The organism is Sphingomonas daechungensis (genome assembly GCF_039543105.1).
Classification (GTDB): Bacteria; Pseudomonadota; Alphaproteobacteria; order Sphingomonadales; family Sphingomonadaceae; genus Sphingomicrobium; species Sphingomicrobium daechungense.
This window is the reverse complement of record NZ_BAABJC010000001.1, coordinates 542,076-564,502: the sequence shown is the minus strand read 5'-3', so window position 1 is coordinate 564,502 and position 22,427 is coordinate 542,076. Positions and strand designations below refer to the sequence as shown.

At 63.8% G+C, this 22,427-nt stretch carries 25 protein-coding genes; 17 read left to right on the top strand and 8 right to left on the bottom strand.

The genetic code is table 11. The annotated features are described in order from the left end of the window. The first annotated feature begins 148 nt into the window (after positions 1 to 148). The gene (locus ABD928_RS02845) at positions 149 to 1,393 is read left to right on the top strand and encodes a glycosyltransferase family 87 protein (RefSeq protein ID WP_345165889.1); all 1,245 of its coding nucleotides are present in this window, start codon (positions 149 to 151) and stop codon (positions 1,391 to 1,393) included. Here ABD928_RS02845 and fabG read toward each other — a convergent pair. Beyond that, positions 1,318 to 2,055, bottom strand: coding sequence for a 3-oxoacyl-[acyl-carrier-protein] reductase (gene fabG, locus ABD928_RS02840; protein WP_187715906.1), 738 nt, complete (start codon positions 2,053 to 2,055; stop codon positions 1,318 to 1,320). The genes ABD928_RS02845 and fabG overlap by 76 nt on opposite strands. Beyond that, positions 2,055 to 2,993, bottom strand: a complete 939-nt coding sequence (gene fabD, locus ABD928_RS02835; RefSeq protein WP_345165886.1) for an ACP S-malonyltransferase — start codon at positions 2,991 to 2,993, stop codon at positions 2,055 to 2,057. Before fabD ends, fabG begins: the two co-directional genes overlap by 1 nt. Before the next feature lie 70 nt (positions 2,994 to 3,063). Between fabD and ABD928_RS02830 the strand changes: the two genes are divergently transcribed. Together ABD928_RS02830 and ABD928_RS02825 are read left to right on the top strand one after the other, a co-directional pair. Continuing rightward, positions 3,064 to 4,401, top strand: a complete 1,338-nt coding sequence (locus ABD928_RS02830; protein ID WP_187714353.1) for an APC family permease — start codon at positions 3,064 to 3,066, stop codon at positions 4,399 to 4,401. 36 nt (positions 4,402 to 4,437) lie between these two features. Further along, entirely contained in the window at positions 4,438 to 5,766 is a 1,329-nt protein-coding gene (locus ABD928_RS02825) for an APC family permease (protein WP_187714352.1), read from the top strand. Here the strand turns inward: ABD928_RS02825 and ABD928_RS02820 are convergent. After that, complete coding sequence (locus ABD928_RS02820) at positions 5,696 to 6,868, bottom strand: aromatic ring-hydroxylating oxygenase subunit alpha (protein WP_187714351.1); 1,173 nt, start codon at positions 6,866 to 6,868, stop codon at positions 5,696 to 5,698. The genes ABD928_RS02825 and ABD928_RS02820 overlap by 71 nt on opposite strands. A 56-nt stretch (positions 6,869 to 6,924) precedes the next feature. Next, positions 6,925 to 7,443 carry a hypothetical protein gene (locus ABD928_RS02815; RefSeq protein WP_345165882.1) on the bottom strand — a complete coding sequence of 173 codons (519 nt, stop codon included), beginning with the start codon at positions 7,441 to 7,443 and terminating at the stop codon, positions 6,925 to 6,927. 197 nt (positions 7,444 to 7,640) lie between these two features. Here ABD928_RS02815 and rpsF point away from each other — a divergent pair, with 197 nt between their 5' ends. The 4 genes from rpsF (at position 7,641) to ABD928_RS02795 (ending at position 9,662) form a co-directional block, all read left to right on the top strand. Then, positions 7,641 to 8,075, top strand: a complete 435-nt coding sequence (gene rpsF / locus ABD928_RS02810; RefSeq protein ID WP_187714350.1) for a 30S ribosomal protein S6 — start codon at positions 7,641 to 7,643, stop codon at positions 8,073 to 8,075. Between the two features lie 3 nt (positions 8,076 to 8,078). Beyond that, positions 8,079 to 8,303 (top strand): 30S ribosomal protein S18, encoded by a 225-nt coding sequence (gene rpsR / locus ABD928_RS02805; RefSeq protein ID WP_187714349.1) that lies wholly within the window; start codon positions 8,079 to 8,081, stop codon positions 8,301 to 8,303. A gap of 12 nt (positions 8,304 to 8,315) precedes the next feature. Beyond that, positions 8,316 to 8,963 (top strand): 50S ribosomal protein L9, encoded by a 648-nt coding sequence (gene rplI / locus ABD928_RS02800; RefSeq protein ID WP_187714348.1) that lies wholly within the window; start codon positions 8,316 to 8,318, stop codon positions 8,961 to 8,963. A 198-nt stretch (positions 8,964 to 9,161) separates the two neighbouring features. Beyond that, positions 9,162 to 9,662: a hypothetical protein gene (locus ABD928_RS02795; RefSeq protein ID WP_187714347.1), complete on the top strand. Its 501-nt coding sequence runs from the start codon at positions 9,162 to 9,164 to the stop codon at positions 9,660 to 9,662. 54 nt (positions 9,663 to 9,716) lie between these two features. Here ABD928_RS02795 and ABD928_RS02790 read toward each other — a convergent pair whose 3' ends face one another. Further along, complete coding sequence (locus ABD928_RS02790) at positions 9,717 to 10,406, bottom strand: glutathione S-transferase family protein (protein ID WP_425569733.1); 690 nt, start codon at positions 10,404 to 10,406, stop codon at positions 9,717 to 9,719. 22 nt (positions 10,407 to 10,428) lie between these two features. After that, positions 10,429 to 10,929 carry a DUF6456 domain-containing protein gene (locus tag ABD928_RS02785; RefSeq protein WP_398286219.1) on the bottom strand — a complete coding sequence of 167 codons (501 nt, stop codon included), beginning with the start codon at positions 10,927 to 10,929 and terminating at the stop codon, positions 10,429 to 10,431. A 100-nt stretch (positions 10,930 to 11,029) separates the two neighbouring features. On the opposite strand from ABD928_RS02785, the gene ABD928_RS02780 reads away from it, so the two are divergent. Next, positions 11,030 to 11,599 carry a helix-turn-helix domain-containing protein gene (locus ABD928_RS02780; protein ID WP_345165875.1) on the top strand — a complete coding sequence of 190 codons (570 nt, stop codon included), beginning with the start codon at positions 11,030 to 11,032 and terminating at the stop codon, positions 11,597 to 11,599. Here the strand turns inward: ABD928_RS02780 and paaZ are convergent. Then, on the bottom strand, positions 11,596 to 13,614 hold the full coding sequence (gene paaZ / locus ABD928_RS02775) for a phenylacetic acid degradation bifunctional protein PaaZ (protein WP_187714346.1): 2,019 nt from the start codon (positions 13,612 to 13,614) through the stop codon (positions 11,596 to 11,598). The genes ABD928_RS02780 and paaZ overlap by 4 nt on opposite strands. Positions 13,615 to 13,674: 60 nt before the next feature. Between paaZ and ABD928_RS02770 the strand changes: the two genes are divergently transcribed. Both ABD928_RS02770 and ABD928_RS02765 read left to right on the top strand, forming a co-directional pair. After that, the gene (locus tag ABD928_RS02770) at positions 13,675 to 14,052 is read left to right on the top strand and encodes a VanZ family protein (protein WP_345165872.1); all 378 of its coding nucleotides are present in this window, start codon (positions 13,675 to 13,677) and stop codon (positions 14,050 to 14,052) included. A gap of 62 nt (positions 14,053 to 14,114) precedes the next feature. Then, positions 14,115 to 14,684 carry a L,D-transpeptidase family protein gene (locus ABD928_RS02765; RefSeq protein WP_187714345.1) on the top strand — a complete coding sequence of 190 codons (570 nt, stop codon included), beginning with the start codon at positions 14,115 to 14,117 and terminating at the stop codon, positions 14,682 to 14,684. Between the two features lie 2 nt (positions 14,685 to 14,686). On the opposite strand, the gene paaG is transcribed toward ABD928_RS02765, so the two are convergent. Further along, entirely contained in the window at positions 14,687 to 15,472 is a 786-nt protein-coding gene (gene paaG, locus ABD928_RS02760) for a 2-(1,2-epoxy-1,2-dihydrophenyl)acetyl-CoA isomerase PaaG (protein WP_345165869.1), read from the bottom strand. Between the two features lie 70 nt (positions 15,473 to 15,542). Here paaG and paaI point away from each other — a divergent pair, with 70 nt between their 5' ends. From paaI to ABD928_RS02725, 7 genes are read left to right on the top strand one after another with little or no spacing between them, the layout of a single operon-like run. Continuing rightward, the gene (gene paaI / locus ABD928_RS02755; protein WP_187714344.1) at positions 15,543 to 15,968 is read left to right on the top strand and encodes a hydroxyphenylacetyl-CoA thioesterase PaaI; all 426 of its coding nucleotides are present in this window, start codon (positions 15,543 to 15,545) and stop codon (positions 15,966 to 15,968) included. Between the two features lie 32 nt (positions 15,969 to 16,000). Continuing rightward, positions 16,001 to 16,981 (top strand): 1,2-phenylacetyl-CoA epoxidase subunit PaaA, encoded by a 981-nt coding sequence (gene paaA / locus ABD928_RS02750; RefSeq protein ID WP_345165866.1) that lies wholly within the window; start codon positions 16,001 to 16,003, stop codon positions 16,979 to 16,981. After that, positions 16,978 to 17,262: a 1,2-phenylacetyl-CoA epoxidase subunit PaaB gene (gene paaB, locus ABD928_RS02745; RefSeq protein ID WP_345165863.1), complete on the top strand. Its 285-nt coding sequence runs from the start codon at positions 16,978 to 16,980 to the stop codon at positions 17,260 to 17,262. Before paaA ends, paaB begins: the two co-directional genes overlap by 4 nt. Further along, positions 17,262 to 18,071 carry a 1,2-phenylacetyl-CoA epoxidase subunit PaaC gene (gene paaC / locus ABD928_RS02740; protein ID WP_187714343.1) on the top strand — a complete coding sequence of 270 codons (810 nt, stop codon included), beginning with the start codon at positions 17,262 to 17,264 and terminating at the stop codon, positions 18,069 to 18,071. Before paaB ends, paaC begins: the two co-directional genes overlap by 1 nt. Continuing rightward, positions 18,071 to 19,144, top strand: coding sequence for a ferredoxin--NADP reductase (locus tag ABD928_RS02735; protein ID WP_187714342.1), 1,074 nt, complete (start codon positions 18,071 to 18,073; stop codon positions 19,142 to 19,144). Before paaC ends, ABD928_RS02735 begins: the two co-directional genes overlap by 1 nt. 19 nt (positions 19,145 to 19,163) lie before the next feature. After that, positions 19,164 to 20,363 (top strand): amino acid aminotransferase, encoded by a 1,200-nt coding sequence (locus tag ABD928_RS02730; protein ID WP_187714341.1) that lies wholly within the window; start codon positions 19,164 to 19,166, stop codon positions 20,361 to 20,363. A 6-nt stretch (positions 20,364 to 20,369) separates the two neighbouring features. Next, positions 20,370 to 22,427 (top strand): alpha-ketoacid dehydrogenase subunit alpha/beta, encoded by a 2,058-nt coding sequence (locus ABD928_RS02725; RefSeq protein ID WP_345165854.1) that lies wholly within the window; start codon positions 20,370 to 20,372, stop codon positions 22,425 to 22,427.

Sequence of the window (22,427 nt, the reverse complement as noted above, 5' to 3'; positions counted from 1 at the left end):
TCTCTTCAAAGCCCCTCTCGGCCCCCGAACCAGGCAGCCGAAATGTTGATTTCGAGGGCGATATAGGTGGCGTTTAGGGAACGACAAGGATTGTTCCTCTAAGGATCGGCCGCTCGGTTTCGGATGTATTGAGCCGGAGTTGCGTTGCGTGGAATTGCTGGCAAGCGGCCGAGTGGTTTCGGCGGAGCGAGTGCGCGCCGTCTCGACCGTCACTTTGGCTATCTCAATCCTTTGTATTGTCTGGCTCTTTGCGACGGCGGACGGAACGCTCGACGCCCTCGGTCGGCCGCCTGGAACCGACTTCTCGAACGTCTGGACAGCCGGCCGCATGGTGCTCGATGGCAAGGCGCCGTTCGTTTGGTCCTGGCCTGAACACTTCGCGGTTCAGCGGGCCGTTCACGGACGCGAGGAGGTAGATGTGTTCGGGTGGCATTATCCGCCACCGTTCCTGCTGATTGCCACGGCGCTGGCGACGCTTCCGTACGTGCCGGCGCTGATCGCCTGGCAGATTTCGACACTTGCGCCGCTGACGGTGATGATATGGCGGCTGCTGCCACGCCGGGAGACGCTGTTGCTCACGCTCGGCGCGCCAGTGGCGCTCATCTGCCTCACTCATGGTCACAACGGCTTCCTGACCGCACTTCTGCTGGGCGGAGGCCTGGCGTTGATGGACCGGCGACCGTTCCTTGCTGGGATCCTCTTTGGCTGCCTGATCTACAAGCCGCAGCTTGCCCTGATCATCCCGGCGCTGCTCTTGGCCGACCGCAACTGGCGGGCGATCGCAGGGGCCTTCCTGTCGGCGGCAATTCTGGTCGCGGCAACTCTGCTCGTGTGGGGGCTGCCCGTCTGGCAGGCCTTCTTTGACAGCCTTCCACTGACCCGCGCAGTCGTGATCGAGCAGGGCGTGACCGGCTGGCATAAGATCATGAGCCCCTTCGCGACCGTAAGGATGTGGGGTGGCGGCCTAACGATGAGCTATGCTGTGCAGTTGGCCGCGACCATCGCTTCAATCACCGCAGTGGTCGTCCTGACGTGCCGCAAGGCAGACGCGGATCTACGCAATGCGCTCGTCTGCGCCGCGACGTTGCTGTCGACGCCCTACGTGCTGGATTACGACGCAGTCGTGCTTCTCCCCGCTTTGGCCTGGCTGTGGAGGCATGGCCGGGCCAACGGTTATTTGTCGTGGGAGAAAAGCCTGATGCTGTTCGCCTGGTTCACGCCGTTGGTGGCGCGGCAGGTGGGCGAATGGACACTGATACCGCTCGGACTGGCGCCGCCCCTGATCGTCGCGGCGATTTCAGTTCGCCGCGCCGTCCATCAAAGCATGACCATCCCGCCGTTCACGTTCAGAGTCTGGCCCGTGACATATCCGGCTTCCTTGGACGCGAGATAGACCACTGCGGCGCCGATATCGTCACCCGTCCCCATCGCGCCCAACGGAATGCGAGACAGGATGCCCTCACGTTGCTGGTCGTTGAGCGCGTCGGTCATCGCGGACGTCATGAACCCCGGGGCGATTGCGTTCACGGTGATGCCCCGGCTGGCGAGTTCCTGGGCCACGGATTTCGTCATTCCGATCAGGCCGGCCTTGGATGCGACATAGTTTGCCTGACCCGGGTTGCCGGTCACTCCGACGACCGAAGTGATCGAGATGATCCGTCCGAAGCGGGCCTTCATCATCGGCTTGGCGGCTGCACGCATCAGGCGGAACGCTGCTTCGAGGTTGATGCGGATCACGTCCTCGAACTCCTCGTCCTTCATCCGCATGAGGAGATTGTCTTTGGTCACGCCGGCATTGTTGACGAGGATGTCGAGCTTTCCGAGCGCTTCTACCGCCTGCGGTACGAGCTGGTCGACCGCCGCGCCGTCCGAAAGATTGCAAGGTAGGGCGACGTGATCGCCACCGAGACTGGCTCGAAAACTCTCAAGCTTCTCGACATTGCTGCCCGACACCGCGAGGCGCGCACCTTGCGCCGAAAGGGCCTTGGCGATGGAGCTGCCGAGGCCACCCGAAGCGCCGGTCACCAGCGCGGTCATGCCGGTCAGGTCGAACATCATGCAATCTCCTTCGCGAGCGCTTCGATATCTTCGATCGACACGACGCTTGTCACCTTGGCATCGGGCAGGATGCGCTTGACCATCGGGCCAAGCACCTTCCCGCCGAGCTCCACGAATTCGACGACGCCGGTCTCGCCCATGTTGAGTACGCTTTCGCGCCAACGGACCATTCCCGTGACCTGCTCGACCAGAAGGTTGCGGATCGTGTCCGGATCGTTTTCAGCCTGCGCGGTGACGTTGGCAAAGACCGGTACGGCAAGATCGCCCACCACCACATAGCTCAGCGCATCCTGCATCGCGTCGGCGGCTGGCTGCATCAATGGGCAATGGAACGGCGCGGAGACGGGGAGGGCGATGGCACGCTTGGCACCCATCTCCTTCGCGATCTCGATCGCCCGGTCGATCGCGCCTTTGTGACCGGAGATGACGACCTGGCTCGGGTCATTGTCGTTGGCGACGGTGCAGACTTCGCCCTGAGCAGCGGCGTCCGCAATGCGACGCGCGAGCTCAAGGTCTGCACCCAGCAGCGCAGCCATTGCGCCCTGGCCGACTGGAACCGCCTGCTGCATCGCCTGGCCGCGCAGCTTGAGCAATTTCGCGGTTGTCGAAAGATCGAAGGCGCCAGCAGCACAGAGTGCGGAATATTCTCCGAGGCTGTGCCCGGCGACGAAATTCGCCGCCTTCGCAAGATCGACGCTGCCTTCCTTGGTCAGTGCCGCGAACACCGCCATCGAGTTCGCCATGATCGCCGGCTGCGCGTTCTCGGTGAGCTTCAGCTCGTCCTCAGGCCCTTCGCGCATCAGCCGCGAAAGGTTCTGGCCGAGCGCTTCGTCGACCTCCTCAAGAACGTCGCGCGCTGCCCTGCTCGCGCCGGCGAGCGCGTCGCCCATGCCAACCGCCTGGCTGCCCTGACCTGGAAAAAGGAATGCGCGCATTTCTGCCCCGTTCTGACCGAAGGCAGCGCCGATTGCACAGGGGCCGTGAAGCTGCAACACCTGTGCCCCGATGACTCACGAGATCAAGGCCCCGCCGCGCCAGATCGGCCTTTGGACCTGCCTCGCCCTGGTCATCGGCAACACCATCGGAACGGGCATCTTCCTGATCCCGGCCGCGCTCGCACCGTTCGGCTGGAATGCGCTTTACGGCTGGGGGATCACGATCGGCGGCGCGCTGTGCCTCGCCTATGTGTTCGCGTCGCTGGCCCGGCTGATGCCGGAGGCCGGCGGGCCTTACGACTACATCACCAGTGCGTTCGGACCGATGGCGGGCTTCTTCGTGATGTGGGCTTATTGGATATCGCAATGGGTTACGAACGCCGGGATCGGCATCGGCCTCATCAGTTACCTGTCGCCGTTCGCCCCCGAGTTCTTCGCCAGGCCGGCCGTAGGGCCGCTCTGCGCCATCGGCATGGTCATCATGATGACAGCAATCGCCCTCCGAGGGGTCAAGGCGTCCGGATCGATCCAGATCGTCACGACGATCCTCAAGGTCATTCCGCTTCTGACCGTAATCTTCGTCGCCGTGATTGTGCTTGGCACCGGGGACGGATCCGATGCAACCGCCGCAAACATCGCTCCAACACCCATCAGCATTGCGGCCATCGCGGGGGCCGCAGCTCTGGCTCTCTGGCCGATGCAGGGCTTCGAGGCCGGATGCATTCCGGCGGGGCGTGTGCTTGATCCCGGCCGGACGATCGCTCGCGCGACCCTGTTCGGCACGTTGTTCGTTGGCGTCGTCTATGTGCTCGTCACGCTTGCGGTCTTCTTGCTTCTGCCGTCGGAGATCGCAGCGCAGTCGAGCGCACCGCTCGCCGATCTCATTGGCCGTTTCTGGGGATCGGAGGCGGGGAAGATCATTGCGGCCTTCGCGGCTATCAGCGCGCTCGGCGCCCTGAACGGCTGGGTGTTCCTTCAGGCCGAGGTCCTGCTCGTGCTGGCGGAGCGGGGCGTGTTCCCGCGCTTCTTCGCCCGGGTGAACAACAAGGGCATGCCGGTCTATGCCCAACTGGTCGGCTGCACGCTGAGCGTCGCCCTGATTGCCACCAACCTGAGCGGCGGAATGATCGAGATTTACTCCTTCATCGTCCTTCTGGCGACGGTGGCCACTCTCGTTCTCTATCTCGCCGGCGCGGTGACGATGCTGGCATTGATCAAGCAGGGTAAAGCGAAGGGCGCCGCGGTAACCTTCACGGCTCTAGTCGGCGCCACCTATGCCTTGTGGACATTCTATGGCGCCGGTGCCGAAGCGACCATGTGGGGCGCAGCACTGCTGGCCACCGGAGTTCCTGTCTATCTCCTGATGAGGCGCTCAAGTCCGAGCGCGAGTGAAAGTCTGCGTCTGTAGCGTCCGCGTCAATCGAAACTGCGGGGGAGCAGAACGATGGCAGACAGCGACGAAGGCAAAATGGGCATCTGGATGACGTCGGCCCTGGTGGTCGGGACCGTCATCGGGGCCGGCATTTTCATGCTCCCGGTCAGCCTGGCGCCGCTGGGTCCTAATGCCCTTTGGGCCTGGCCGATCAGCGGTATCGGCATCCTTTGCATCGCGTTAGCTCTTGCACAGGTATCCCGGCTCGGCGGAGACGGAATCCAGGCCAACATCGAGCGCGAGTTCGGACCGACCGTCGCTTTCCTCGTCGCCTGGTCTTTCTGGTTTTCGAACTGGGTCGCCGGCGCGTCGCTGGCAGTGGGCGCCGCAGCCGCATTGTCCTTCGTCGGTGCGCCGTTCAACGCGAGTCAGTCGGTCGTGCCGCTGGCCATTCTCTGCGTCGTCGTCCTGACCATCGTGAATGCATTCGGAGTTCGCGCAGCAGGCGGCCTGTCAATCCTGACCGTGGCGATCAAGGTGCTGCCACTGTTGGCAGTGGTCTGGCTGTTTGCGGAGCGCGGGTCAGGTCCAGTTCCCTTCGAACAGCTTACACCAACGCCGATCACCTTCGCGAACGTGGCTGCCGCTACGGCCCTGACGTTCTACGCGCTCACGGGGTTCGAGAATGCGACGGCGCCGGTGGGCAAGGTCCGGGACGCAGAGCGTACACTGCCCCGCGCAATCTTCCGTGGGACGGTCTTCGTCGTCGTCCTCTACATGGCGGCGGGGACCGCCATCCTGCTGCTCCTGCCAGCGAACGTCATCGTCAACTCGCCTGCGCCATACGCCGATGTGCTGGTGTCCCGGTGGGGCAATGTCGCCGCATCGCTGGCCGCACTGACGATTGCGGTGAGTGCGTTCGGGTGCCTCAACGGACTGATCCTCGGCACCGGGGAATTGACCTACTCGCTGGCCTTGCGCGGCGACCTTCCAGCCTCGCTGGCGAGGACGCATGGCGCAGGAACGCCGGTTGCTGCCCAGGTCGTCGTCGCAATCCTGATGATCCTACTCTTGCTCGCCAACAGCAGCCGCGCGACCGCAAGCCTCTTCACCTTCATCATCTTGCTGCCGGCAGCGGGGATCCTGCCGCTCTACGCCGTCGGCGCTCTCGCAGCCTGGAAGGCGAACCCCAACACCGGTTCCCGGCTGATCGTCGGCGTCGCGCTCGTGTTCGTCCTATTCGCAGCTTACGGCGTCGGTCTCGAAGCGAACCTCTGGTGCCTTGTGCTCTTGGCCGCCGGTCTTGCGATCCGGGCGGTCATGCATCGGCTCAATTCGCGCGGCGGCTCCATCCCTCTGGGGGAGGCGATTCCTGCCGCGCCTCCGGGATCATCCGCCTGAGCTTCTTGGCGAAACTGCGAAGGCAAACCTCGCTCGTTCCTAGCGGACCGGCGACGTAGGCGGGCGATTGCATGCCGAGCTGCACGCGAGTGATCAGCTCGGTATCCTCGGCGTTCACTCGCCGATTGATGCGCCAGTTGAGGTAGCGGACCGCCTTCATCTCGCGGCGGTCGTCGGGAAGGCCGTAGCTGATCTCCCGAATGACGCTCTCAGTGGCACTGACCGGCAGGAACTGCATGAAGTCGACCTGGTCCGGGTAGATATCGAACGCGACGTTCGGGAAAAGTTTGTAATACAGCCACTTGCGCTGGTGGCTTTCCGGCAGGTGATCCACCCTCGGCAAGTGATGCTGATAGACACGCTCCGATGGATTGGCCGAGACTTTTTCGACGAGGTCGCCCTCCATTTTGTCGACCCAATTCTGTGCTTCGATCCGGTAGCTGCGTCCAAACAGGCGGGTCAGGCCGGGATGGCCGACAGGGATATGCAGGTGATCCGAATAATTGTCGGAGATCGTCTTCCAGTTGAGCGCGCGGGGGCGGAGCCTGACCTGCTGAAGCGGGCGCAGCTCCTCGAAACGGTACGGCTCGATCTCTTGCTCGTACGGAGCCATGATTTCGGCTACCGATGGGACCCCGGGCTCGAGCGTGACGAACAGGAACCCGCGCCAGTTCTCCAGTGAGACGGGGAACAGGCTGAGCTGATCCGTTTGCAAGCCCGGATATTCCTGCCGGTGCGGAACGCCCACAAGCCGCCCGTCACGTGAAAAGCTCCACGCGTGATAGGGACAAGTCAGAACCTTCGAGCAGCCACCGGTTCCGTCGACGAGCCGCGAACCGCGGTGGCGGCACACATTCGAGAAGGCGCGGATCTGACGGTCGTCGCCGCGAATGACGATGATGCTCTCGCCAAGATACTCCAGCGTGCGCCACTCGCCCGGTTCCGCGATCTCGCTCTCGTGACAGACGACTTGCGGCGATGCCCGCAGGAAGGCGCGCTTTTCGGCTTCGAAGAATTCCGGATCGTAATAGAGCCATCCGGGGAGGCTCATGTTCTCCAGCGGGTCGTTCGTCGGTGATACCGACTTGAGCTGCGTCGCCATGGCTCAGATGTGCCACGACTAGGGCTCCCGGCGCAATCGGGAGCCCTTCGCCGCAATCAATAGGCGCCGTAGGCCGTTGGGAACTGCGCATGGATGATTGCGCCCGTCGGCAACTGACACTGACCTGCGCCGCCGCCGGCCATACCGGAACTCGGCCGGGCGAGAGAGAAGTTGCATCGCATGAACCCGCCCGGCCCCTGCAAATTCGCGAGGATCTGGCCGCTGTAGTGGGTGATCGTTTCGTCGGACGGACCCCAGGGGCCCCATCCGCCCCAGCCGTAACCCCAGCGACGGCCGCCCCAGCCGCGACCCCAACCCCAGCCGGGACCCCATCCATTCCACAGCGAGCCGAAGTCCGTGACCCGGGATTCCTGAGTGACCTGGAAGAATTGACCCTGGAACACCTGCCCATTGGTCAGGCTGGCGACCATTGTTCCTCGGGTTGCACCGGTTTGAGTGTAAGTGAATGTCGCACCGACGTTGCCGACCGCCGACTGTCCCGTGCCGACGCCGGACGTGGTGCAGCCTGCCAAGGCCAGCACGGCGAGCGATCCGCCAATTGCAAGTTTACGCATAGTGAGCTCCTTCCGGAACGGTAACGAACGAGAGTGGCGGCGGCTCCGCTCCGGACTTGCGTTTTGGGGGCTGTTCCGTCATAGGCCCCACCGCTGGCGCGGAGGGTCACCTTCCGCGCTTGTGCTTTTTGGAAGACAGCCGGAGGGGCGTGCCACTGGGGCACGTCAGCGATCGGCCAACATAGGTGCATTGAAACATGCCGCTCTACGAGCATGTTTTCCTCGCGCGTCAGGATCTGGCTCAGGCCCAGGTCGATGCGCTTGCGGAAAACGCTACCAAGATCGTTACCGACAATGGCGGTAAGGTCGTCCGGACGGAGAACTGGGGTCTCCGCAACATTGCTTATCGCATCGCTAAGAACCGCAAGGCCCATTACGTCGCGCTCGACATCGATGCGCCGGCGCCGGCCATTGCCGAGCTTGAGCGCCAGACGAACATCAACGAGGACGTCATCCGTTTCCTCACCCTTCGCGTCGACGAGCATGAGAGCGGTCCGTCCGCGATGATGCGCCGTGGCGAACGCGACCGTGAGCGTGGCCCGCGCGACGATCGTGGTGATCGTGGTGACCGCGGCGGCTTCGGCCGCGACCGTGGCGACCGCGCCCCGCGTGGCGAAGAGATGGAGGCCTAACCCATGGCACGTGCATTTTTCCGCCGCCGCAAGAGCTGCCCGTTCTCCGGCAAGGACGCCCCCAAGATCGACTACAAGGACATCCGCCTGCTTCAGGGCTTCATGTCCGAGCGTGGCAAGATCGTTCCGAGCCGCATCACCGCGGTGTCCACCAAGAAGCAGCGTGAGCTGGCGAAGGCGATCAAGCGCGCCCGCCACATCGGCCTGCTTCCCTACGTCGTGAAGTAAGGAGAGGACGACATGGAAGTCATCCTGCTCGAACGCGTCGAAAAGCTCGGCAGCATTGGCGACGTCGTCACCGTCAAGAACGGTTTCGCGCGCAACTATCTGCTGCCGAACAAGAAGGCGCTCCGTGCCAACGAGTCGAACCGCAAGGTCTTCGAGGCTAATCGCGCGAAGATCGAGGCGGACAACGCCGAGCGTCGCACCGATGCTGAGAAGTCGGCCAAGGGCGTCGATGGCAAGACGGTTCAGCTGATCCGCCAGGCTTCGAACACGGGCCAGCTGTACGGTTCGGTTTCGGCCCGCGACATCGTCGAGGCGCTCGACGCCGACGGTGCCAAGGTCGTCAAGAGCCAGATCGTTCTCGATCGTCCGATCAAGACCATCGGCGTTCACGAGGTGAAGGTTGCGCTGCATCCGGAAGTCTCGGTCGTCGTGAAGGTCAACGTCGCGCGTTCGCCGGAAGAGGCGGACCTGCAGGCGCAGGGCGTCGACGTCCTTGCCCAGATGTTCGAGGACGAGGCTGCTCCGGCCGCGGAGGACCTCGCTCCCGAAACTCCGGCAACGGAGGAGGCGGAAGCCGCTCCGGCCGAGGCTGAGGCTGAAGCCGAGGAAGCTCCGGCCGCTGAAGCTGAGGCTGCCGAGACGGCCGAAGACGAGCAGTAAGCTCTTTTCGACGTCGGAAATTTGGGCCGCTGGAGCAATCCGGCGGCCTTTTTCTTTGCGGTTTCAATCCGTTCGTCGAGAAAAGGGCACTCGCGCTTTCCATTCGTCGCAATCCGGTCAGGGCTGGCGGAACGGCTGTCCCGCTCCCCCTGTTATGCATTCGAGAGCAAGCGGGGCGATGCGAGTAGGAGAGTGAGCATGGAAGGCGAACGCGAGCAGACCCGTGACCAGAACGAAGGCAGCGGACAGCAGCAGCCTTTGGGCCAGCAGAACCAGAACGAGCAGGGACAGCAGTCCCAGCAGCAGTTCGGGCAGAACCAGAACCCGCAGTCGACCGGTCAGCAGGGCGGCTCCGGTTCCCAGGAACCGGGTCTCGGCAACCAGGGCGACCAGGAATATGGCCAGAGTGGCGGGCAGAGCTCGACCGGTCAGGCCAATCAGAGCGACACGGATACGCTGAGCCAGAGCGACCAGTCGAATCTCGGCGGATCCCAGTCACAGTCGGGCCAGAGCCCCGATGGCGGCTTTGTCGGCAACCAGAACGAGGATTCCGGCGAATATCTGCAGCAAGGCGGAAGTCCCGAATCGGGCTTTGCCGAGCAAGGTCGCGGAGCGTCGAACCAGAGCGATATCGAACGCAACTCGGAGCGCTCGCAGGACAGCGAAAGCGACATCGAAGGTTCGAGCGGCAACATCTGACGCTTGAGGTCTTGAAGGAAGCGCCGCGCCCGCAACTACGGGCGCGGCGTTTTCTTATTCGGCAGGAACCGCCGTACGCTCGAGAAGGGCGGTTTCGCTTTCCACGAGCGGAGCAAAGCTGGGGCGGGACAGGATCCGCTGAACATAGGCGATCGTCTTCGGGTAACGGCTTTCATCAAGCTCGGTCCTGAGGTGCCGCAAGTTCACGAACGGGCTCGCGACGGAAATGTCCGCGACGGTGAGCGAATCCCCGACCAGGTAGCCGTCGCCCTCTGGCGCGACGCGCTCGATGTAATCGAGAATCGGCGGAAGTTCGCTGCGTTCCGCGAGGTCGGCAGCGTCCTGGTCACCCGGAATCCCAATGAAGCGCGGGCCGACGATGCGGTTGAAGAACATCTTGGCCCCGCAGGCGGCCATGATCGTGTCGGAAAACTCATCGAACCAGACGACCTTGCCCCGAGCTTGGGGGTCGGCCGGGATCAGAGACGGTGTCGGGTGCTTCGCTTCCAGGTAGTGGATGATCGCACTGGAATCCGCGAGGCAATAGTCGCCGTCTTGCAGGGCCGGCATCTTCTTGAACGGGCTGGCCTCGCAGAACTCCGGCGAATGGTTAGGAAAGCCGGTCCCCTTCAATTCAAATTCGAGGCCCTTCTCGTGCATGTAGGCCGCAACCTTGCGAACGAAGGGGTCGAGCCATAGAGAATCATTGCGCTGCCTTCCTTCGAATGGTCCGAATGTTCGCAGTAACGGCGCTCATCCGCGCATTTTAGCGGATGCGGTAATAGTCCGCGATGCGGTCGAGCGCGAGGGTCAGCACGAGCTTCCCGGCGCGCGCCGGCCAGCCCAGCGCGCTTTCGGCCTCCCGCATACCTTCGCCGGAACATACGACCCGCCAGAGAATGTCGGACAGGCCGGGGCCAGCAGCATCGATGGCGGACTGGAAGCGGCGCTTGGCGTCGATCTGCGCTCCGCCGAGGTCGACGTCGGAGCCTGACCCGCCGCGACGCCCGGATACCGGTGCCGCATCCCAAGCCATGGTGATCCGGGGCGCGAGCTGCGCTCGCTCCCAGTCCGAGCGGAGTTGCTCGCCCGCGTCGAACTGCCTGCGCGTCACCAACTGTCGCGAGAATAGCCACCCGAGCGGAGATTCGGCGAGGTTGACGGTAACCGATCGGGCCGCTCGTGCCTTTGATGAGCGTGCCTTCGGCGCGTTGTTGGGGCCGATAGCGCGCTCTGCCAAGATGCGTCCATTACCATCCCGAGTCATCCAACCTCCCGTTCAAACGATTCGCTGGGTGACTTGCCACAATGGAAAATCTGTAGGACAGAGGAAAAACCGTATAGGTTAAGAAGCGGCGGGGGCGGCAATGATCACGCGAATTCGGGAAGTCAGGAGAGCACGGGGGATGACCCTCGACGACGTGGCGAAGGCATGTAATCCCCCGACCACGCCGCAGACCATCGGCCGGTTGGAGACGGGGATGCGGACCGTCTCGATCATCTGGCTGAACCGGATCGCCGAGGCCCTTGGGGTCGACGCCGCGGATCTGGTTGATGGCGGTGGCGGCGAAAAGGTTGAGCTGCCTGTGGTTGCGGTGCTTGGCGTTCTTGGTGCAACTGCCCCCAAGCGCACGAGCGTCGTCGTCCCTCCGCGGCCGAAGGGCGGTCAGGTCGCTATCACCGTCTCAGCAAGCAAGGGCGATTACCGGGCCGGGGACGAGATTTGGTGCGAGACCGTCGAAGCCGACGGATTCGCTGGCGCTCTCAACCGGGACGTCCTGGTGCCGAGACCGGCCGGTCGCTTCCTGTTCGGCCGCCTCATCGACCGCGATGCGGAACGGCTGCAACTTCTGCCGCCGGGAGCCGGTGGGCGGCAGCAGATCGTCGCCAACCCGCCATGGATTGCCGTCGCCACGAAGCTGGTGCGTTCGCTTTAGGGCACGTTCTCGGTGAGAAGGTCGTAAGTGGCGACCAACTCGTCCTTCTGGTTGAAGACTTCGACCGCCCAGCGAACCACTCCGGTTTCCTCGCTCTTCAGCGACTTCGACCGAACACTGAGTTCGACCCGCATGGAATCGCCCGGATAGAGCGGAATCAGGAAACGGAGATTCTCAAGGCCTGTGTTGGCCAGCACGGGACCCGGATCCGGATCGACGAACAGGCCCGCCGCGAAGCTCAGGATCAGGTAGCCGTGAGCGACGCGGCCTTCGAAGATCGGTGAGGCCTTGGCCGCTTCCTCATCCATGTGGGCATAGAATTTGTCGCCGGTGAATTCCGCGAAATGCTCGATGTCGGCAATGCTGACCGTCCGGCTTTCGGTCTTCCATGTGTCGCCGATCTCAAGTTCGGACATGGTTCGCCGGAAGGGATGAACGTCGATAAGGTGCTTCGGCGCGCCCGGCACATATTGTCCGGTGATCGCGGCGATCATGGTCGGGGACGACTGGATCGCGGTGCGCTGCATGTAGTGCTTCACGCCGCGAATGCCGCCCATTTCCTCGCCGCCGCCCGCGCGTCCGGGGCCGCCGTGGACGAGGACGGGCAGGGGAGAACCGTGCCCGGTCGATTCCTTCGAGTTGGTGCGGTCGATGACAAGCATTCGCCCGTGGTAGGCCGCGGCACCACCGATGAAGTCGCGCGCAGCGTCGGCGGAATGGGTGAAGAGCGATAGCGCCAGGCTGCCTTTGCCGCGGTTTGCTAGCGCAATGGCATCGTCTAGGTCGCGGTAGGGCATGATTGTCGAAACCGGACCGAACGGCTCGACATCGTGGACGGCCACCGTCGACCACGGATCGTCGGTGCGCAGGAGAACTGGCGGGAGGAACGCTCCGCCTGCGACTGCCGAATCGGCCGACGGGTTACCCGCGACGATCCTCGCGCCGGCTGCTTCAAGCTCCGCGATCTTCTGCCGTACATCGTCACGCTGCGACAGGCTGACGAGCGCGCCCATGCGCGTGTCCGCGGATCGCGGATCGCCAACTTTCGTCGATGCGAGCTTTTCGGCCAGCGCCTGCTGGACCGCATCTAGGTATGCAGCCGGCGCCATGGCGCGGCGGATGGCCGTGCACTTCTGACCCGCTTTCACCGTCATTTCGATCGCGACTTCGCGGACGAAAAGATCGAACTCCGGCGTGCTAGGGGCCGCGTCTGGTCCAAGCACCGAGGCGTTGAGGCTGTCCTGCTCGGCGATGAAGCGAACCGACTCGCGCATGACGGTCGGATGGGTGCGGAGCTTCAGTGCTGTCGATGCGGAACCGGTGAAACTGACGACGTCCTGTCCGGTAAGATGATCGAACAGGTCGCCGACCCCGCCCACGATCAGCTGCAACGCGCCCGTTGGGAGAACGCCGGAGTCCGTCATGATCCGGACCGCCGCCTCGGTGAGATAAGCAGTCGAGGATGCCGGCTTCACGATTGCGGGAACGCCCGCGAGGAAAGTGGGCGCGAGCTTCTCCAACATTCCCCAGACCGGGAAGTTGAAGGCGTTGATGTGCACCGCCGCGCCCTGCAGCGGCGTGTAGATGTGCTGACCGACGAAGCTGCCCGACTTGGACAAGGGCTCGACCGCGCCATCCATCAGTACATGCGCGTCGGGAAGCTCGCGACGGCCCTTGGACGAAAAGGAAAACAGCGTGCCCGCGCCGCCTTCGATGTCGATCCACCCGTCCTTGCGGGTCGCGCCGGTGAGGTAGTTGAGCTCGTACAGCTCTTCCTTGCGGGCCATGATCGCCTGGCCGAGCGCCTTCAGCACTCGCGCCCGCTCGTGGAAGGTCAGCTTGCGCAAGGCCGGCCCGCCAACATCCCTGGCGTGCTTCAGCATTTCGCCGAAGTCGATGCCGCCCGATCCCGTCGTCGCGACCGGCGCACCGTCAATTGCGCTCTGGAGCTCCGCGAGCTTGCCTTCGCCAGGGGTCCAACGGTCGAAAGCGTAATTCAACAATTGCACGGTCATCGGGTCACCTCGCCGCGGCGTCATTGCGGGCAGCGGTCTCGCGACGCAATAGGAGCGCCGATGACCCAAGAGCGGCGCCTCACGATTCTCCGAATGACATTCTGGGCCGCGACTGTGTTCGCGTTCGTCATGGCGATCATTCCGATCCCGCCGCAGCTTCCCGGCGAGCCATCGGACAAGGTCCAGCATATGTCGGCGTTCGCCGTCCTCGGGGTACTCGCCTTCTTTGCGTATCCGCGCACGAAGATCCTGGCCCTGTGTGTTTGGCTGTCGCTGTTCGGAGCCTTCATCGAACTGGTTCAGGCAATCCCCGCATTGCATCGCGATGCGGACATCCTCGACTGGGTCGCCGATACGGTTGCTGCTGCAGTCGTCCTGGTCACCTTAAGCGTTGCATTTCGGCGCAGTAGATGGCCGGTTCCGGGTGGAGAATCCTGAGCGCTTGTGCGCGGCGGAAAAATGCGACAATCCTGCCGCCAAGAGCAACGCTGGGGTTAAAAATGCGTAAACTCATCAAGGGTTTAGTGGTTGTTACTGCGCTGGTGCTAGCGGGCTGCGAAACGGCTCCGCCGCCGCCGCCGAAGGTGGCCGAACCGGTCGCCCAGCCGCTTCCGTACCGTTGGACCCAGGGCAATGCGGAGAAGGCGCACAAGGCCATGGTCGACACGTTCGGCAAGGCCTTCCTGACGCCAGGCAATTTCGTCTGGGCGGAGACGGTGCCGACGGAGGGGAATCCGAAGATCGTCATCGATCTGCTGGTGCAGACCGCATACGTCTATCGCGGCGACGTCCTTGTTGGCGCGGCCTCGATCTCCAGCGCCAAGACCGGAATGGTGACGCCGCTGGGCTTCTGGAAGATTCTCGAGAAGCGAAAGGACTATCGCTCGAGGAAGTATAACAATGCGTCCATGCCCTACATGCAGCGCATCGACGAATATGGCATTGCGCTCCACGGCGGCGTGAACCCCGGGTATCCGGCGAGCCACGGCTGCGTTCGCATGCCGATGAAGTTTGCGGAGAAGCTGTTCGGCTTCACCAAGCTCGGCACGGAAGTGATTATCGAAGGCTAGGCCTAGCGCCCGGCGAAGTTCGGCGGGCGTTTTTCCAGGAAGGCGGTGACGCCTTCGCGATAGTCCTCGGAGAAGCCCAGTCGGCGCATCTGGTCGCGCTGGCGGTTGAGTTCCTGTTCGAGCGTGTGCGACCAGCTTTCGCGGATCATCCGCTTGATCGCGCAGAGTCCCAGGGGCGGGAGCGACGCGAGCTTCCGGGTGATGCCATCGACCTCAACGTCCAACTCTTCATCGTCGACGCATTTCCAGATCATTCCCCAGTCTTCGGCCGTCTCCGCGCTGATCGGCTCTCCCGTCAGGGCGAGCCCCATCGCGCGGGCCTGGCCGATCAAGCGGGGCAGGACCCAGGTTCCTCCACTATCGGGGATCAAGCCGATGGCGGCGAAACTCTGGATGAATTTCGCCGAGCGCGCCGCAACCACCATGTCGCAAGCAAGAGCGACGTTCGCTCCAGCGCCGGCGGCCACGCCGTTCACGCGCGCAATCACCGGGATCTTGAGCTCGGCGATCTTTCGGACGAGGGGATTCCATCCGGTCTCCACGGTCATGCCCAGATCGACCGGATGCCCCCCAACAGAGACCTGGCGATCGTTTAGGTCCTGGCCCGCACAGAAGCCGCGGCCGGCGCCCGTGAGGACCAGCACGCGAGAACCCGCTGCTTCGTCGATGGCGTGCTTCAGCTCGTCATGCATGGCGGCTGTGAAGCTGTTCAGCCGGTCAGGCCGGTTCAGCGTGATGCGGGCGACGGGCCCGTCGGTCTCCAACAGGATCGTTTCATATTCGGCCATCCGACTCTCCCCGGCCCTGACTACGAACAAAAGGGATGCCGAAACAAGCTGGCGCCGATAGTGAAAGCCGATGGACGCCGATCAACTCGCCAACCGCGTCGCGCATGAGATGCTGGCCGCCGAGGGGACGGGGCCGTCCTGGGGAATCGAAATCGAGGAGGCCCGTGAGGGCTACGTTCGTCTCCGGATGACCTTGCGCGACGACATGTTGAACGGGCACGGCATCGCGCACGGCGGAATGGTCTTCAGCCTTGCCGACACGGCGTTCGCTTATGTCTGCAACGGTGGCAATGAGCGAACCGTCGCCGCCCAGGCCAACATCGTCTTTCTCGATGCCGCGAAAGCGGGCGAAACGCTGATCGCGGAAGCGGAGGAAATCAGCCGAGTCGGGCGCAGCGGAGTGACTCGTGTCACGGTGCGGGCGAGTGACGGTCGGCCGATCGCCGAGTTCACAGGATATTCTCGGACGATCGGCGGCGCCATCGTCGAGGTTTGAACGTTAGGCCCGACAGAGCTACATCGCTGCCCATGTATACCACCGAGCTTTCGAAGACGGCGAAGATCCAGAACCTTGAGGACCCCAAGCTCCTCGAAGCATTCGAGGCGCGCGTTGCGGCTGACGAGTTCATCGAGCCGAAGGACTGGATGCCCGAGGCCTATCGCCGCACGCTGACGCGGCAGATTTCGCAGCATGCTCACTCTGAGATCGTCGGCATGCTTCCGGAAGGCAATTGGATCACGCGTGCGCCGTCGCTGCGCCGCAAGGCGATCCTGCTCGCAAAGGTGCAGGACGAGGCGGGGCACGGCCTTTACCTCTATTGCGCGGCGGAGACGCTCGGCACGAGCCGCGAGGAGATGATCGAGGCGCTGCACAGCGGCAAGGCCAAGTACTCGACCATCTTCAATTACCCGACGCTGACCTGGGCAGACATCGGCGCGATCGGCTGGCTGGTCGACGGCGCGGCGATCATGAACCAGGTGCCGCTGCAGCGGACGAGCTACGGCCCCTATGCCCGTGCGATGGTCCGCGTGTGCAAGGAAGAGAGCTTCCACCAGCGCCAGGGCTACGAAATCATGATCGCCATGGCGAATGGCACGCCTGAGCAAAAGCGGATGGCGCAGGACGCGCTCAACCGCTGGTGGTGGCCGTCGCTAATGATGTTCGGTCCGCCGGACGAGGACAGCCCGAACACCGCGCAGTCAATGCGCTGGCGGATCAAGCGCGAGACTAATGACGAGCTTCGCCAGAAGTTCGTCGACATCACCGTCCCGCAAGCGGACTTCCTGGGCCTCAAGGTTCCGGATGCCGCTCTCGAGTGGAACGAGGAGAAGGGCGGCTACGACTTCGGCGTCGTCGACTGGGAAGAATTCTACTCGGTCGTCCGCGGGGAAGGCCCTGTCGCGAAGGAACGCATGGAGGCCCGCCGCAAGGCCTGGGAAGACGGCGCCTGGGTCCGCGACGCTGCCGCTGCGCATGAAGCGAAGCGCCGCGAGAGGAAGGCCGCGTGAGCCATGACTGGCCGCTCTGGGAAGTCTTCGTCCGCACCAAGGGCGGTCTTTCGCATCGCCACTTTGGAAGCGTTCATGCTCCTGACGCGGAGCTCGCGCTCCGCCACGCGCGCGACACCTACACGCGGCGCATGGAAGGGGTGAGCATCTGGGTCGTGCCCTCGGCGGAGATCACCGCCTCCGACCCTGAGCAAGCGGGTGAGCTGTTCGAGCCGGCGGCCGACAAGATTTACCGGCACCCGACGTTCTACGAGATCCCGGACGAGGTGAAGCACATCTGATGGCTTCGCTGCCGCCGATCGACCTGCCGACCGGAGCGACCGGGAAGGGCAGCTTCGACGCGCCGTCCGCCGGTGCGCCGGACCCGGTGCGGTTCGACTATCTGCTGCGCCTTGGCGATGACTCGCTGATCCTCGGCCAGCGACTGAGCGAATGGTGCGGGCACGGGCCGGTGCTGGAGGTCGACCTCAGCCTTGCGAACCTGTCGCTCGACCTGATCGGGCAGGCGACGCATCTGCTCGAAGAGGCAGGCGACGGGGACAAGCTGGCGTTCCATCGCGACGTGCTCGATTTCCGCAATTGCTGGCTGGTCGAGCAGCCCAACGGCGACTTCGCGCGGACGATGGCGCGGCATTTCCTGTTCTCCACCTGGCAGCACATGCTGTTCGATCGGCTGACCCGGTCAAGCGATCGTTTCCTCGTCGAATTCGCGTCGAAGGCGGTGAAGGAAGTCGCGTATCACCGCGAACTGTCGGCTGAGTGGGTGATCCGCCTTGGCGACGGCACGGAGGAGAGCGCTCGGCGAATGGCGGAAGGGCTCGACTGGAACTGGCGCTTCGTGCCGGAGCTGTTCGAGGTCGACGAGACGCTGCAGGCGCTGATCGATCGCGGCATCGCGCCGGACCCGCGCGAGTTCGAGGATGAATATCGGTCGGCGATTGCTGCAGTGCTTGCCGAAGCCAAGTTGGAGGTTCCGGCTGATCAGCGCCCGATCCTCGGCGGCCGGCGCGGCCATCACAGCGAGCATCTTGGGCATCTGCTGGCGGTGGTGCAGTTCCTGCCGCGCACCTACCCCGACGCGACGTGGTGATGGACAAGCATTTCCACACGCTTGAGGTCGCGGAGATTGTCCCCGAGACCGCAGAAGCCAATTCGATCCGCTTTGTCATCCCGCCCGAGCTTCGCGAGTCGTTTGCTTTCAAGGCAGGGCAGCATCTGACGCTAAAGGCGGAGATCGACGGCGAGGACGTGCGCCGCAATTATTCGCTCTGCACCGCGCCGGCCGAGCAGGACTGGATGGTCACCGTCAAGCGGATCGCGGGCGGCCTATTTTCCAACTGGGTGGGCGACAATCTGAAGGCCGGTGACACGGTCGAAGTCATGCCTCCGCACGGCAGCTTCACGACCGAGTTCGCGCCCACCGCCAAGCGCCACATCGTCGGGATCGCTGGCGGCTCCGGCATCACGCCGGTGCTCTCGCTGTTGAAGACCACGCTGAAGGAAGAGCCCGAGAGCCAGTTCACCCTTCTCTACGGTAATCGAGACAGCAGCTCGATCATCTTCCTCGAAGAACTGGCCGAGCTGAAGGACCGCTACCTCGGCCGCCTGTCGCTTCATCATTTCCTCGCCGAGGAAGAGGGCGACATCGACCTCTTCAACGGCATGCTCGACCGTGCGCGCTGCGATGAGGCGATCACCTCGCTGGTCGGCGATCCAGCAAGCGTCGACGCCTGGTTCATCTGCGGCCCCGGACCGATGATGGATGCGGCGGAAGGCGCTTTGCTCGACCGCAACATCGACAAGGAGCGCATCCATATCGAGCGCTTCACCGCCGATCGCCCGTCCGCTGCGCTCGCCGCGGAGATGGCGCAGCTCCAGACGCAGGCGGCCGGCACGACGATGTCGGTCACGCTCGACGGCCGTACCCGGAAGGTTGCGTTCACCGAAGCCAACATCCTCGACAGTACTCGCGCTTCCGGTCTTCCGGCGCCGTTCGCCTGCAAGGCGGGCGTTTGCGCCACGTGCCGGGCGAAAGTGACCAGCGGAAAAGTCGAAATGGCTGCCCGCTACGGCCTGACGGACGAAGAGATCGCATCCGGCTACGTCCTCACATGCCAGTCGGTGCCCGTCGGCGACGGGGTCGCAGTGGATTACGACGCTTAGGCGCGCTAAGCGCATTTCCATGCTGACCGAAACCGACACTCGCGCTCGCGGACTGGCCGATTTACCGGCCGTCGAGACGGATTCCCTCCTCCAGCTGATCGCGCTCTGCAATGCCGATCCGAGAGCGGAGAAGATCGACGTCGGTGTCGGCGTCTTCCGGGACGGCGAGGGCCGCACTCCGATCCTGAAGGTGATCAAGGACGCCGAGCAGAGCCTTCTCGATACCCAGGAGTCCAAGTCCTACCTCGGGATGGCCGGCGACAAGCGCTATACCGAGCTCCTGCGGCCGATCGCCCTTGGCAGGCATGCTGGCGATGACCGCATCGCCGGCTTGCAGACACCGGGAGGCTGCGGAGCGCTGCGGCTCGGGTTCGAGCTCATCGCGACCGCCAACCCGCAGGCCCGGGTGATCGTCGGCACGCCGACCTGGCCTAACCATCCGCCGATCATTCGCGCGGTCGGGCTGCAGATCGTCGAATATCCTTATTACGACCGGGACGGCTGCCGTATCCGGTTCGAGGCGATGGTCGATGCCCTAAACGATGCGCGTCCGGGCGACGTCGTCCTGCTTCACGGGTGCTGTCACAATCCGACTGGCGCGGACTTGTCCGACGACCAGTGGGACGAAGTTACGCGCATCATCGTCGATCGCCGCCTGCTGCCCTTCGTCGACATTGCCTACCAAGGCTTCGCTCGCGGGCTGGAGCAGGATGCGCGCGGCTTCCATGGCTTGCTTGACGTCTGCGACGAACTGATTGCCGCTCATAGTTGCGACAAGAATTTCAGCGTCTATCGGGATCGTGTCGGTTCGCTGTACGTCAAGACCGGCTCGACCGAGGCGACGGCACGGGCGATGGCTCATGTGTCTCAGCGTGCGCGAGAAATGTGGTCGATGCCGCCCGATCACGGAGCGGCCGCGGTTCGCATCGTTCTCGATACGCCTGAACTGAAGACGCGCTGGCCCGACGAGCTCGCCGCCATGCGGGACCGCATCAATGCCGTTCGCAAGCGCATCGCGGCCGCGGACCCGCGCCTGGCCTACATCGGCGACCAGTTCGGAATGTTCTCCATGCTTCCGGTGACCAAGGACCAGGTGCTCGCCCTTCGTGAGAAGCACGCGATCTACATGGCTGATAGCGGCCGCTTCAACGTGGTGGGACTGAGCGACGAGCAGGTCGATCGATTTATCACCGCCGTGGTCGAGACGCTGGACGCGTAGCTCGCCATGGCCGATCGGGATCCGGGCCGAGTGTCAGCAGATGTGAATTGGCGCGAGGTTGCACGGCTTGTCCTGACCAGCCGCGAAATGGACCGTCTGGAGGAGCAGGAACTCGTCCCGGCCAAGAAGGTCCTCTACCAGTTCTCGGCGCGTGGGCATGACCTTGCCCAGGTGCTGCTCGGTCTGCAGCTCAAGGATGGCGATGCTGCGTGCGGCTATTATCGTTCGCGGCCGCTGTTGCTGGCGCTGGGCGTGCCGCTGGCAGATGCGCTCGGGTCGGGGATGGGCTTGGCGGGCGGCTACTCCGATGGCCGCGATATCGGCGTGGTGTTCAACTATCCCAATCCGGGCGGCGCTCACGCGCTTCCGATGTGCGGCGGGGTGGGGGCCCAGTATACGCCGGCGGCCGGATGGGCCCAGGCGATCGACTACAAATCGAAAGTGCTGAAGGAAGGCCCGGCGGACGCCATCGCCGTGGTGCTCGGCGGAGACGCAAGCTGCGCCACTGGTGGATTTTGGTCGTCGCTAACAATTGCTACGACACAACAATTGCCGTTGTTGTTCTACGTCGAGGATAATGGCTACGGCATCTCGGTCCCCTCGGAATATCAGACACCTGGCAAGGATATCGCCGCCAATCTCGCCAGCTTTTCCGGACTGACGATCTTCAATGGCGACGGCACGGATCCGGACGAGGCCGCCAGGCTGGTCAAGGACGCGGTGAAGCACGTTCGAGCCAGTCGCGCTCCGGCCTTGCTTCGTGTGACGGTCCCTCGATTGGAGGGGCACAGCTTCCAGGACACGCAAAGCTACAAGTCGGCGTCGGAGATCGAAGCCGAATGGTCACGCGATCCGCTGCCCAAGCTCAAGGCTCATTGCGCCAACCTGCAGATCGGCGACGACGACTGGGACCGGATCGAGAACGAAGTCGCCTGGGAAGTTGGCGCTGCCCGTGCCGAGGCGGAATCGCGGGGTGTGTCCTCGCCCGACACGGTGACGGATCACGTCTTCTTCGACGGCGAAATGCAGCAGGTCGGTGGCCTCTGGAGCACTGGCTTCAAGGCGCCACCCTCCACGACTGTGCCGGCGCCCGAAGGCCAGCGAATCAACATGGTCACCGCGATCCGCCGCGTGCTCGACCAGGAGCTGGCGAGCAACCCGCGGGTCTGCGTCTTTGGTGAGGACGTGGGTCCAAAGGGCGGCGTCCATGCCGTGACGCTCGGCCTGCAAGAGAAGTTCGGCCGCGATCGTGTGTTCGATACGTCGCTCAACGAAGAGGGGATCGTCGGCCGGGCGGTCGGAATGGCACTTGCCGGCCTGATGCCGGTCCCCGAGATCCAGTTCCGAAAATACGCCGAGCCCGCGACCGAGCAGATCAACGATTGCGGCACGATGCGCTGGCGGACGCACAACCGCTTCGCCGCGCCGATGGTCCTTCGCGTTCCGGGCGGTTTCTTCAAGTGCGGCGATCCCTGGCACAGCCAGACTAACGAGGTGCAGTTCGTTCATAATCCCGGGTGGAAGGTGGCGGTGCCGTCCAATGCCGAGGACGCAGTAGGCCTGTTGCGCGAAAGCTTGCGAGGGAACGATCCGGTGCTGTTCTTCGAGCATCGCGCGATGCTGGACGATAGCTGGGCAAGGCGCCCTTGGCCTGGCGACGAATATGTCCTCGAGTTCGGCCGAGCGAAGAAAACGCGTGAGGGCGATCAGATCACGATCGTCACGTGGGGAGCGATGGTGCCCCGTTCCGAATCTGCGACGGAAGGTGTCAGCGCCGACGTGATCGATCTGCGGACACTCATGCCGTGGGATCGCGAAATGGTGCTCGAAAGTGTTCGCCGCACCCGCCGCTGCCTGATCGTGCATGAAGACTTGCGGACCGGCGGGTTCGGGGCAGAGATCGCGGCAGTGGTCGCGGACGAGGCGTTCCTCGACCTCGATGCGCCGGTCGCCCGGGTGACCATGCCCGACATTCCGAGCCCGCATCATCCCAAGCTGATGGAATGGGCGCTTCCCAACGTCGAGCGCATCCGCGCCGAGATCGACCGGCTGGTGGGATTCTAA